This window comes from Marihabitans asiaticum (genome assembly GCF_007828725.1).
GTDB classification, from domain to species: Bacteria; Actinomycetota; Actinomycetes; order Actinomycetales; family Dermatophilaceae; genus Marihabitans; species Marihabitans asiaticum.
Genome location: NZ_VIUW01000001.1, coordinates 200096 through 211344, shown reverse-complemented (window position 1 = coordinate 211344; position 11249 = coordinate 200096). Strand labels below are relative to the sequence as shown.

General features: G+C 70.8%; 14 protein-coding genes. 5 read left to right on the top strand and 9 right to left on the bottom strand.

Annotation, left to right across the window (positions count from 1 at the left end):
* Positions 1 to 4: 4 nt before the first annotated feature.
* From FB557_RS00960 to FB557_RS00950, 3 genes are read right to left on the bottom strand one after another with little or no spacing between them, the layout of a single operon-like run.
* The gene (locus tag FB557_RS00960; protein WP_144854813.1) at positions 5 to 1645 is read right to left on the bottom strand and encodes a nickel-dependent hydrogenase large subunit; all 1641 of its coding nucleotides are present in this window, start codon (positions 1643 to 1645) and stop codon (positions 5 to 7) included.
* A gap of 48 nt (positions 1646 to 1693) precedes the next feature.
* Positions 1694 to 2665 (bottom strand): NADH-quinone oxidoreductase subunit B family protein, encoded by a 972-nt coding sequence (locus FB557_RS00955; protein WP_144854811.1) that lies wholly within the window; start codon positions 2663 to 2665, stop codon positions 1694 to 1696.
* A gap of 10 nt (positions 2666 to 2675) precedes the next feature.
* On the bottom strand, positions 2676 to 3314 hold the full coding sequence (locus FB557_RS00950) for a DUF1641 domain-containing protein (protein ID WP_144854809.1): 639 nt from the start codon (positions 3312 to 3314) through the stop codon (positions 2676 to 2678).
* Between the two features lie 135 nt (positions 3315 to 3449).
* Here FB557_RS00950 and FB557_RS00945 point away from each other — a divergent pair, with 135 nt between their 5' ends.
* The 4 genes from FB557_RS00945 to FB557_RS00930 all read left to right on the top strand — a co-directional run bounded on the left by FB557_RS00945 (position 3450) and on the right by FB557_RS00930 (position 6849).
* A complete protein-coding gene (locus FB557_RS00945) occupies positions 3450 to 4505 on the top strand; it encodes an AraC family transcriptional regulator (RefSeq protein WP_144854807.1) in 1056 nt (351 codons plus the stop codon).
* A gap of 357 nt (positions 4506 to 4862) precedes the next feature.
* Positions 4863 to 5258, top strand: coding sequence for a hydrogenase maturation nickel metallochaperone HypA/HybF (locus FB557_RS00940; RefSeq protein ID WP_144854805.1), 396 nt, complete (start codon positions 4863 to 4865; stop codon positions 5256 to 5258).
* Positions 5258 to 6073, top strand: a complete 816-nt coding sequence (gene hypB, locus FB557_RS00935) for a hydrogenase nickel incorporation protein HypB (RefSeq protein ID WP_144854803.1) — start codon at positions 5258 to 5260, stop codon at positions 6071 to 6073. Before FB557_RS00940 ends, hypB begins: the two co-directional genes overlap by 1 nt.
* Entirely contained in the window at positions 6070 to 6849 is a 780-nt protein-coding gene (locus FB557_RS00930; RefSeq protein WP_144854801.1) for a hypothetical protein, read from the top strand. The genes hypB and FB557_RS00930 overlap by 4 nt, the downstream gene beginning before the upstream one ends.
* 100 nt (positions 6850 to 6949) lie before the next feature.
* Here the strand turns inward: FB557_RS00930 and FB557_RS00925 are convergent, their stop codons facing one another.
* The 4 genes from FB557_RS00925 to FB557_RS00910 are packed head-to-tail and all read right to left on the bottom strand — an operon-like array spanning position 6950 to position 8796.
* Positions 6950 to 7627, bottom strand: a complete 678-nt coding sequence (locus FB557_RS00925) for a dienelactone hydrolase family protein (RefSeq protein WP_144854799.1) — start codon at positions 7625 to 7627, stop codon at positions 6950 to 6952.
* Positions 7624 to 7950, bottom strand: coding sequence for a helix-turn-helix domain-containing protein (locus FB557_RS00920; protein ID WP_144854797.1), 327 nt, complete (start codon positions 7948 to 7950; stop codon positions 7624 to 7626). Before FB557_RS00920 ends, FB557_RS00925 begins: the two co-directional genes overlap by 4 nt.
* A 36-nt stretch (positions 7951 to 7986) precedes the next feature.
* Positions 7987 to 8400, bottom strand: coding sequence for a DoxX family protein (locus FB557_RS00915; protein ID WP_144854795.1), 414 nt, complete (start codon positions 8398 to 8400; stop codon positions 7987 to 7989).
* 6 nt (positions 8401 to 8406) lie between these two features.
* Positions 8407 to 8796 carry an antibiotic biosynthesis monooxygenase family protein gene (locus FB557_RS00910; RefSeq protein ID WP_144854792.1) on the bottom strand — a complete coding sequence of 130 codons (390 nt, stop codon included), beginning with the start codon at positions 8794 to 8796 and terminating at the stop codon, positions 8407 to 8409.
* 247 nt (positions 8797 to 9043) lie between these two features.
* On the opposite strand from FB557_RS00910, the gene FB557_RS00905 reads away from it, so the two are divergent.
* Positions 9044 to 10468 carry an aminotransferase class I/II-fold pyridoxal phosphate-dependent enzyme gene (locus FB557_RS00905; RefSeq protein WP_144854790.1) on the top strand — a complete coding sequence of 475 codons (1425 nt, stop codon included), beginning with the start codon at positions 9044 to 9046 and terminating at the stop codon, positions 10466 to 10468.
* A gap of 243 nt (positions 10469 to 10711) precedes the next feature.
* Here the strand turns inward: FB557_RS00905 and FB557_RS14070 are convergent, their stop codons facing one another.
* Together FB557_RS14070 and FB557_RS00900 are read right to left on the bottom strand one after the other, a co-directional pair.
* On the bottom strand, positions 10712 to 10876 hold the full coding sequence (locus FB557_RS14070) for a hypothetical protein (protein ID WP_170236137.1): 165 nt from the start codon (positions 10874 to 10876) through the stop codon (positions 10712 to 10714).
* A gap of 63 nt (positions 10877 to 10939) precedes the next feature.
* Positions 10940 to 11200: a metal-sensitive transcriptional regulator gene (locus tag FB557_RS00900; RefSeq protein WP_144854788.1), complete on the bottom strand. Its 261-nt coding sequence runs from the start codon at positions 11198 to 11200 to the stop codon at positions 10940 to 10942.
* Between the last annotated feature and the right edge of the window lie 49 nt (positions 11201 to 11249).

The following is an 11249-nucleotide window of genomic DNA, read 5'->3' as shown; positions in this document are numbered from 1 at the left end:
ACGCTCACACCATGCCGTTGATGACGAACTGGTTGAGCTGCTTGCCGGTCCGGCCGTCGTAGGCGTGCACCGTGCACACGAGGCACGAGTCGAAGGAGCGGGCGACGTGCCCGAGCTCGACCGGGTCGCTCATGTCCTTGATCGGGGTGCCGATGAGCGCGGCCTCGATCGGTCCGAGCGTGCCGTCGGCGTCCCGGGGACCGATGTTCCACGCCGTCGGGGTGACAACCTGGTAGTTCGCGATCTTGCCGTCCTCGAGGACGATCCAGTCCTGCAGGGCGCCGCGGGCGGCTTCGGTCGCACCCCAGCCCTTGCCGGACTCACGCTCGACCGGCTTGGAGTAGAAGGACCCCTGCAGGTCGATCTGGGAGAGCCACTCCATGCACCAGGTGAAGTACTTCGGCGCCTCGTGCATCCGTGCCATCTGGCGCACGAAGACGCTCGGGCCGAGCTTGTCGAGCATGTCGGCGAAGAGCGGGTCGTTGTCGGCGTGGTCGGCCGGGCCCGGTCCGGCTGCGGCGATCCGACGGGCGAGCGGTCCGGCTTCGAGCGGGACGTAACCCAGGCCCGGTATGTCGTAGCGCGGCGACTTCGCCCAGCTGTACTTGCCGTCCTGGCGCGCCTTGGCGGGGTCGAGCGGGTTGGTCTCGCCCTCCCACGGGTGCAGCGGCCTGCTGCCGGAGTAGAAGGAGTGGCTCACGTCCTCGGCGACCCGCAGGTGGTCGTAGGTGTGCCACTGACCGTCGGCGTAGACCCCACCACGACCGATGAGCGCCTCGGCTCGGGCATCGATCGTCGGGTCGGTGTAGAGCTCCGGGGAGAAGTAGGTGCCCGGGGCGATGTAGTTGCCGACCCCGGCGCCGTACTTGTCCAGCCCGATGTCCTGGGCGTAGCGGATGAAGAAGCCGCAGTCGGAGTTGTAGTGGGCCTGGTCCTCCTCCAGCCACTCGAGCATGTCCTCCCAGCTCTTGATCTGCATCCACCGCTCGACCGAGCAGCCGAGCCACTTCGCCTCGAGCCAGTTGTCCTTCCAGTGGTTGAGGATCGCGGTCGCCCGGGTGACGTCGGCGAGGTTCGGCGCGGACATCACCCCGCCGGGGACCATGAAGGAGCTGTGCGGCCACTGGCCGCCGAAGATCGCGTAGACCTCGACCGGCTTGCCGGAGAGGACGACCCCGGTCTGGTACGAGGTGCCGACGTACGGAGCGAAGCGGCGCACCGCCTCCTCGTACAGCTCGGACTTCTCGTAGTTCTTGTTCACCAGGTCGACGGCGAAGAGGGCGTAGAAGTAGCGCGGGATCGACTGCAGGGTCTCGCAGGCCTGCGCGATGTTGCGGATGAGGGTCGCGTTCTCCGGGACGTGGGTCTCCCAGGCGGTGTCCAGGGCGTAGGCGGCCTTGTAGAGGTGGCTGCCGCCGCAGATCCCGCAGATCCGGGGGGTGACGACGAGGCCGGCCTGCGGGTCCTTGCCGCGCAGGATCATCTCGAAGCCGCGGAACATCGCCGCCTCGGTCCACGCCGACGTCACGACGTTGTCCTCGATGGTGACCCGCACGTCGAGGTCGCCCTCGACCCGGCCGAGGGGGGAGACGAAGAGGTCGACGGACTCGCCGGCCTGGGTGGGTCGGTTCTCGACGGTCGTCATGGGTGGGGTCCTTTCGGGCGAAGGGGGGTGAGGCGGGCCTGGTCGTGGTCACACCACGAAGAGGTCCTCCTTGCTCCACTGGGGGGCGGCGATCCGGGCGGCGGCGGCGTGCGCCATGTAGGTGATGTGGTCGGTGCCCTCGGGCACCTCCTTGGGGACGGCCCCGGAGACCTTCTGGGTCTTGAAGACCGTGCCGGGCTCGAGGTCGAAGAAGGGGAACTCGGGCTCGGTGCAGCCCAGGCACGGCATGCCGGCGCGGGTCTTGCTGCTCTGCCTGTTCCACAGGATCCGGTTGCACGGGCTGTGGGTCATCGGTCCCCGGCAGCCGAACTCGTAGAAGAGACATCCGGTGCGAGTGCCCTCGCCGAACTCCATCGTCGACTGCTTGTACTCGAAGAACTGCACCCGGGTGCAACCGGTCTGGGTGAAGGTCTTGAAGAAGGTCTGTGGTCGGTGCAGGTCGTCCAGGGCGATGTCGCCGGCGCGACCGGTGGCCAGCGCGACGAGGATCTGGGTGATCCAGTCGGGGTGGGCGGGGCAGCCGGGGATGTTGATCACCGGCAGGCCCGACTTGCTGCGCCAGTCCGGCCCGAGGAAGCCGCCGCGCTCGCGCTTGTGGAACTGCAGGCCGGTCGAGTCGCTCGGGTTGGGTGCAGTGGCGGGAATGCCGCCCCAGCAGGCGCAGTCGCCGATGGCGACGACGATGCTCGCTGCCTCGCAGAGGTCGGTGATCCAGTCCATCATCGGTCGCTCGGCGAAGTGCTGCATGCCGCCGGTGCCGTCGGGGCCCTGGATCACGGTGCCCTCGAGGACGAAGATGTCGAGCTCTCGCGCACCGGATGCGCAGTCCTCGAAGATCTTCTTCGCGTTGTCGCCGAGCTCCATCCCGAGGGAGGGATGCCACAGCAGCTCGAGGCCGAAGTCGACGATGAGGTCGACGACGTTCGGCTCCTCGGCGTTGAGGAAGGACATCGTGTTGCCGGAGCACGCCCCGGCCTGGAACCACAGCACTGATGACATGACTTCTCCCCTATCGGGCGCTCTGCTCGGTCGTGTTGCCGGTGGTCTCGGCTCCGCCCTGGGCTCGCCCCGCAGCGAGCTCCTGGCCGATGGCCTTGGCGATGGTCGCGCCGTAGGTGAGCGCGCGCTGGATGTCGGGGTCACGGAGCACTCGCGTGATCCCCCTGACGCCGCTGGCATCGACCGCTCGGCCGGTCTCGAACGCGGCGCTGCCACGCCCGACCCCGCGGGCGATGACGGCGAGGCCCTCGACCGCCTCGGGCGAGGCGATGTCGGAGCTGAGGAGCCGCTCGATGACGCCGGACTCGGCAGCGGCGGCGATGCCCGGCGCGGCCTTGGGCAGCACCGAGGCCAGGCTCATCCCCGACCGGGCCAGCTCGCTCAGCGGCGGAGCCGTGCCGGTGTCGACGTCACGGAGCTCGTCGATGCCGGCGAGCAGCGAGTCACCGATGACTTCTGACCGGGCGACGAGCTGGTCGAGTCCCTCGATGAGAACGGCAAGGAGGTCGGCGTGCTCGAGGATGGTGGTGAGCGAGGCGACCACCTGCGGGTCGTCCAGCGTGGCGGCGAGCGCCTGGCCGGCGGGCGGGCTGGCGCTCGCGGCGTGCTCGCCGGCACGGCCCGCCGTGCGATCTGGAGTCAGCGTCATCGGGTCCTCCACGAAGGTCAGGTGAATGGACCCTAGGCGGGTGCGTCCCGATCAACTATCGTCGTGACGCACGAACTATCAGGATTGCGCAAGATCATCATCTTGATCACGCACTATCCGGTGAGGGTGACCTAAGTGGAGCGTCTTTCGCGGCTGCGGTTCATGCAGGTCGACCGCACGGCAACACCGGTCCGTCGGCGGATCCGCTCGCGTGGCGTGCCGAATGCTCTGCAGGACCGCGAGATCGCCTACGTCACCAGCGCCGCGGAGGCAAGCGAGGTCACCTCGCAGCTCATCGGTCGCTGCGAGGTGGTCCCGCAGGGCGACCTCGAGGAGTTCCACTGCGCGGTCAACGGGATCAGCCTGATCGACGTGACGATGGCCTACGTCGACTTCGCCGTCGCGACCGACGTCGTGCTGCACAGCTCGGCGGACTGCTACCTCGTGCACATGACGACCAGCGGCGAGGCCGAGGTCACCGTCGACGGCAGCACCACCGAGCTCTCGGCGTTCTTCGCCCTCGTCGTCTCCCCGGGGTCCAGCCTGCGACTCCATCTGGGCCACGACTCGCCGCAGATGGTCATCCGGATCGAGCGGGACGCCGTCGAGCGCACCCTCTCCAGACTGCTCGGTCGCTCCCTCGACGCTCCGATCATCTTCGAGACCACCGGCGATCTCACCACCCACGAGGCGTCGCGCTGGACCTCGGCGTTGAACATGCTCAGCGCCGAGGTGATCGACGCCGGGTCGCTGGTACGCAAGGGGATCGGCGCCGGAGCGCTGGAGGACTTCATCGTCTCGACCCTGCTCTACGTCCACCGCTCGAACTACTCCGAGGACCTGCGGGCCGAGCACGGACCGTCGGGTCGGGCCGCCGTGCGCCGGTCGATCGAGTACATCGACCAGCACCTCGCCGAGCCGATCACCATGGCCGACCTCGCGAGCTGGAGCGGGATGTCGGTGCGATCGATCCAGGCGGGGTTCCGCGAGGACCTCGGCACCAGCCCGACCGCCTTCATCCTCGAGAGGCGCCTCCAGGAGACCCGCCGCGCGCTGATGACCGCCACCCGCGAGGACCGGGTGAGCGTCACCGACGTCGCCACCCGGTGGGGCTTCAGCCATCTCGGCAGCTTCTCCGTGCGCTACCGCAAGCGCTTCGGTGAGAGCCCCTCGCAGACTCTCCGTCGCTGACCTCCCCCCCTTTTCGCACCTGCCAAGGCTCGTACCCACCCCCCTTCGCACCTGCCAAGGCTCGTACACACCCCCTTCGCAGCTGCCAAGGCTCGTACCCGCGGCGAAGGGGAAGTCGCTCCCGTCGCCGCGCGGTCGCCGTCCCCCTTCGCCCGGTCGTCGCTGGCCGGACGACACGAGTGGGTCAACCGCCGCTGCGACCTCCGCAGAACTGCGGGCTGGCCGCGCTCGGCGCCTCACCTGTGTCGTCGTACCCGCGGGTCACCTCGGCGCGAAGTGGGGAGATCTGGGCAGTCCGCGCCCTGGCCCGCGACCGAGGCCGGTCGTAGCATCGAGGCGACCACGGGAGGTACGCCGATGCACGAGCTGTCGCTGTGCCAGGGCATCGTGCGCGTCGTCGAAGGGGCACGAGCCGGACGCGAGGTGGCCGCGGTCCACCTGCGGGTCGGCCAGCTGCGCCAGGTCGTGCCCGAGACGCTCCGGTACTGCTGGACCCTCGTCGTCGAGAGCCGCCCGGGGCTGGCCGGGTCGCGACTCGTCGTCGACCACGTACCGGTGACCCTCGCGTGCGAGGGGTGCGGCGCGAGCACCGAGGTCGAGCACGTGCTCGTTCTGCGGTGCGCGGCGTGCGGCTCTGGCACAGTGACGGTCACCACGGGTGAGGAGTTCGAGGTGACGACGATGGATCTGGCACCTGCACCCCCTTCGCCCCCTGCTCAGACCGCACCAACCACCTCACGCACGGAGACCTGATGGGCCGCTTCCACCGCCACGACGACGGCACCGAGCACTCCCACGACCACCACCACGCCACAACCCCTGAGGTGCGAGGAGCGAGCCTCGAAGGGGACCACGGCGACCACTCCGGCTATGCCACCGGCACCGAGCGGGTGCAGGTGCTTGAGCGGATCTTCGACGAGAACGACCAGGCAGCGCAGGCGAACCGCGACGCCTTCGACGCCGCCGGCGTCACCTGCGTCAACCTCATGAGCTCACCGGGTGCGGGCAAGACGAGCGTGCTGCGCTCGACCCTGGCGCACCTGCGCGACGCCGGGCTGCGGGCAGGGGTGGTCGAGGGTGACATCGAGACCGCGATCGATGCCGAGCGACTAGCCGACCTCGGCGCGCAGATCTCGCTGCTCAACACCGGCGACGGCTTCGGCGGGGAGTGCCACCTCGACGCGCCGATGGTTGCCCGCGCCCTGACCCGCCTCGACCTGGAGGCTCTCGACGTCGTCCTCGTGGAGAACGTCGGCAACCTCGTGTGCCCGGCAGAGTTCGACGTCGGCGCGCACCGCCGCGTCATGGTGAGCTCGGTGACCGAGGGGGAGGACAAGCCGCTGAAGTACCCGGTGATGTTCCGCGCCGTCGACGCGGTGCTGGTCAACAAGGTCGACCTGCTCCCCCACCTCGACCTCGACCTCGACGAGTTGATCGCCAACATCGCCCAGGTCAACCCGAGCGCCTCGGTCTTCGAGGTCTCGGCCCGCACCGGTGAGGGGATGGACGACTGGCACGAGTGGCTGCTCGACGGTCTGCCCATCCGCGCGGGCTCGACCGCTCGATGAGCGACGCGGGACCCCGCGGCGGCCTCACCGGTGGGGGTCACGCCGCCGGGCCGTCCGGTGTCGACACCCTCGACGCGCTCCTCGTCGAGGTTGCCGGTCGTCACGGCGCGGCCCTCGGAGGCAGCCGACGACCAGACCCGAGCGAGCAGGCCGAGCTCGTCACCGCCTACGCCGCGATCGACCAGGCATGTCTCGACCTGGACGGGACGCTCACCGACATCGGACGCCGACCCGACGTGCGCACCGGACAGGTGGTCGGCACCGCCGTCCTGGTGAGCATCCGGGCCCGCGAAGCGGTCGGGCTCACCGGGCCACCCCCCTTCGCCGGCACCCTGGACGAGCCACCGGTCGGCATCGTCGGAGGCCAGGCCGGGATCCACCGGGTCGACGCCGAGCGGGCCGCACTCGGGGCTCGCTGGCTCGTGCTCACCGACGACGGCCTGCGCTTGCCCGCCACCCTCACGATGCTGTTGAGCGACAGCTCTGGGGTCGACAAGGAGGCGAGTCTCGCCGAGCACCGAGACGCGCTGGAGGCGCTCACAGCGGCTGCCGGCGAGGTCGTTCACGGGGGTGGCGCCGGCGAGGACCCGATGGAGGTCAGCGGCGCACTCGACTGGCTGCTCTACGACTGGCTCATGGCGCACCGAGCGGGCGACTCCGCAGCGGTCGAGCTCTCCGCAGGGCGCACCCGCGAGGCGCGGATGATCGTCGCCGCAGCGGCGACGTCCGTTCGACTGCGCCGCACCTTCGACCCGGCCCTCTCTGCCGCACGCTGACTCGACCGTTCGTCTGAGACTTCCCCGGGGATCTGCGAAACCCGGACGCACGCTGACCCGACCGTTCGTCTGAGGCTCCCCGGGGATCTGCGAAGGGGGGTCAGGCGGTGGAGGTGGTTGAAGTGGAGGGCCGGGCGAGGGTGAGGTCGAGGACGGCGCGGGTGGCGCGGGCGTGCCAGCGCCAAGGCTTGTCGAGCAGGGCGTGGTTGCCGCCGGGCACGAGGTCGAAGGTGGCGTCCACCCCCTTCGCCGCCAGGGCGGCCACGTAGTCCCGCGCCCGCCAGGGATCGCACACCTCGTCGGCCTCGCCGTGGACGACCCGCACTCGCGCCCCCGACCCGACGAGGTGGGCGGTCGGCTCGTCCTGCGCCACCCACGGCGCGAGGGCGACCGCCCCGACCACACCCGGATCGGCCGCGACCCGCAGCGCGGCCCAGCCGCCGCTGGAGTGGCCGAGCACGACCACCGGCAGGGAGTGCTCCTCGACCAGCCCGCGGATCAGCTCACGTGCCTGCACCACGCCGCTGCCAGACGGGGCGACCCATCCGCCGTGGGTGTTGTGCACGAGCAGCGGCGCCACCCGCCCCCGCGAGCGCCAGGTGATGTCCCAGGCGAAGGGGAGCATCCGCAGGTAGGAGACGTCCTTCCACCGCGACGGCTGGCGGTCCTCGGCGCGCCCGCCGTGCAGCAGCAGGACGACTGCCCGCGCGCGGCGCCCCACGCGAAGTCGCCCGCGCCGGACGTCGGCGAGCAGCTCGGTCACGTCGTGGTCGCTCACGGGCACTCCTGGGTCTCCTGGATCTCGGTGCCACCGGTCTCGCGGGCGAGCAGGTCGAGGCCGGCGCACAGCAGCGCGGCGTCGCGCGGCACGGTCGGGTCGCACCCGGTCAGCTCACGCACCCGCGCGAGCCGGTTGAGCACGGTGTTGCGATGACAGTACTGCCGCCGCGAAGTCTCGCTGACCGACCCGGTCTGCAGATACTCCTCGAGCGTTCCAAGCACCCGGGTGCGCTCGGCCTCCCGCAGCCGGGCGAAGGGGTGGACGCTCGCCCTGGCCACGGCCTGGGCGAGCGCGCCGTCGGCGAACCCCACCCCCGCCATCGCAGATCCCCGGGGAACCTCAGACGAACGGTCGGCTCAGGCGGACCTTCTCCGACGCCACTGGCCGATCGCGTCGGTCGCCAGGAGCGCCCAGGCGACGAGCAGCGGCTGGAAGAAGAGCCTGGTCAACCGGGCGCGGTCGGTGTCGAGACCAAAGGCGTCGCGACCTTCGGTGTACTGCGCGACGTTGCCCGGGAAGACGGCGACGAAGAGCAGCGCGGTCGCGACCCCGACCAGAGCCCGGGCGGGCTGGCGCCAGGTGAGCAGCAACGCGGCTCCGACGGCGATCTCGACGACCCCCGAGGCGAGGACGACCAGGTCCGCGTCGAGCGGCACCCACGGTGGCACCTGCGCCTGGAACTCCTCACGGGCGAAGGTGAGGTGCCCCGTCCCGGCGTAGACCATGGCCGCCCCGAGCAGCGCCTGGGCAGCCCTGCGCAGCAGCGACATCGGCGATCAGGAACCGTGTCCCGCGCCGCCGTGGTGCTGCTCTCGAATGGCCTCAAGATCGGGGATGTCGAAGGACCAGACCTCCGAGCCGAGCCCGACCATCGGAGGCTTGGTGTTGTGCCCGTTGGTCTCCCCCGGCTGGCCCGCGGTCTCGCCGTGGGTGCCTCGGTGGGCGTTGGCGAAGGCGGCTCCGTTCTTCCATGCCTCGAAGGCTTCGCCGTCGCGCCACCGGGTGATCACCAGCCAGACGTCGCGACCGTCGGTGGGGCGCAGCAGCTCGAAGCCCTCGAAGCCGTCGGTCTGGTCGATCGCCCCCGCCCGGGCGGCGAAGCGCACGGCGAGCTCGTCGCCGCTGTCCTCGGGGACGGTGATGGCATTGATCCGCACGACGCTCATGCCGCAACTCTACGCAGCGCCGGACATCGATCGATCCGAGCGAAGGGGGAGGAGCCTCCCCTTGTTGCCGGGCGAGGCGGTTGCCGGCGGCGTGCCCCAAGGTCGTCACTTCTCCTCCGCCAGCTCGGCGGACGCGACCATCCACCCGAGACCCGCGCCAGCCGCAGCGCCGGGGTCACTGTCAGACTGACTCGAAGGGGTGAGGGCTCACCCCCTTCGCCCGGATCCGACACGAAGGAGTCCACACGTGCCGACCGACCCCCGCGGCCTGCGCGGCGACGCGCCGCTGCTCGACGGCTGGCTGAGCTTCTACGAAGAGGGTGGCCACCCCTTCACCATCCCCGGCCACAAGCAGCGCTACGACCTCGTCGGCGACGTCGTTGCCGGTGACGCCCCGATGCACGGCGGGGTCGACACGGTCAACCTCGCCCACGGTCGCCTCGAGAGCGCCCAGGCGAAGGCTGCCGCCCTGTGGGGCGCCGACGTCGCCCATCTCTCCGTCGGCGGCTCGACCCACGGCAACCAGGCGATGATGATCGCCGTCGGGCGCCCGGGCGCGAAGGTGATCCTCAGCCGCACCGCGCACCGCTCGATGCACACCGGCCTGGTCCTCGCGGGGCTCGAGCCGGTCTGGCTTCCCTCCCACGTCGACGACCGCACCGGGATGCCGCGCCCGACGACCCCCGCCAACGTCCGGGCCGCGCTGGCCAAGGCGCCCGATGCCGTCGCGGTGCTGCTCACCGACCCGGCGTACGTCGGCACCTTCGGCGACACCGCGGGGATCGTCGAGGTGGTGCGCGAGCTGGCCCCCGACTGCCCGGTGATCGTCGACGCGGCGTGGGCGGCGCACTTCGGCTTCCATCCCGACCTGCCGCCGCACGCGCTGGCGCAGGGCGCGGACGCGCTGGTCACGAGTGCGCACAAGTGCCTGCCGGCGATGTCGATGGGCGCGTTGGTCCTGGCCCGCACCGAGCGGATCGACGCCGAGCGGCTCGACGTCGGCATCCACGCGACGATGTCGACCTCGCCGGCCGGGGCGATCCTCGCGAGCACGGACGCGGCGCGGGCGCTGCTCGCCCGGGATGGGGAGCAGCTGCTGGGCACGTCGCTGGCGGCGGTGGACCGGGCCCGGCGGCGTCTCGCCGAGGTCGAGGGGGTCCTCGTCGTGGACGGCGAAGGGGTGGACCCCCTCAAGCTGACCGTCGTCCTGGCCGGGACGGGCGCTGACGGGACCGATGTCGAGGCCGACCTCATCGCGGCCGGCATGCCGCTGGAGATGGCCAACCGCGACACGGTCGTGGTCATGACGACGCTCGCCGACGAGGGCCCGGACATCGAGCGGGCGGTCGACCTGATGATCGAGTCGATCGGGCGGCACCGGGGCGAGCCGCGGGAGGTCGCCGGGATCGCCGCGTACGGGATCGACCCGGTGATGGGGGTGATCCCGCGGGAGGCCTTCTTCGCGCGGCGCGAGACGCTGGCGATGCGCGACGCCCTCGGCCGGGTCAGCGCGGAGCTCATCGCGCCGTACCCGCCGGGCATCCCGGTCGTCGCGCCCGGCGAGGTGGTCACCCAGGACGTCCTCGACGCACTCGACCAGGCGCACGAGTCCGGCGCGCGGATCGCCTACGCCGTCGACCCGACCGGGGCGACGATCGAGGTCGTGGCCTGACCCCCCTTCGCTCCCGTGGGGCCGGTTGAGCCGGTGCTCCGGCTCCACCTGAGAAGTTGCCCCTTCACCCGAGGTTGGTAGTCGGGTGAAGGGGCAACAAGTCCCTCAACCCGATACTTGGGCGAAGGGGGATCGCGCCGGGGACAGTAGGTCGGGCCGCGAGACGTGCGCGCAGGGGGGAGCCGACGGTTCGCGGCCCGAGGGCCCACCTGCAGGGGGTGGTGGACCCGGCTCAGCTCGGGCTCAGCGCCCGAGGATCTTGCTCAGGAAGCCCGACTCCTTGGGCTCGCCTTCGTGGCCCGCACAGCGGTCGGCCTTGGGGACCCCGCGCATGACCTGGTCGACGTGCTGGCCGCACCCGGCCCAGGTGGTCTTGCCGCACTTCTTGCAACGGACTGCTCGACACATGGTGATCACTTCTCTCCCTTGGTGACCGCCACCATACCCATAGGGGTATGGGTGCGCAAGGCCTCAGGCGAGGGAGAGGAAGAGCTTCTCCATGTCAGCCACGTCCATGACTTCGCCGTCGCGACCGGTGAGGCACTCGCGCATCCCGAGCGAGATCACCGCGAAGCCGGCCCGGTCGACGGCCTTGGAGACCGCCGCGAGCTGGGTGACGATGTCCTTGCAGTCGCGGCCCTCCTCGATCATGTTGAGCACGCCGCCGATCTGGCCCTGAGCCCGGCGCAGTCGCTTGACCACGCCCTCCATGTCGTCCTGGTTGAGCTGCATCTTCGGTCCCTTCTCGTCGCGTCGGCCTGGACTCGACACGGTACCGGGT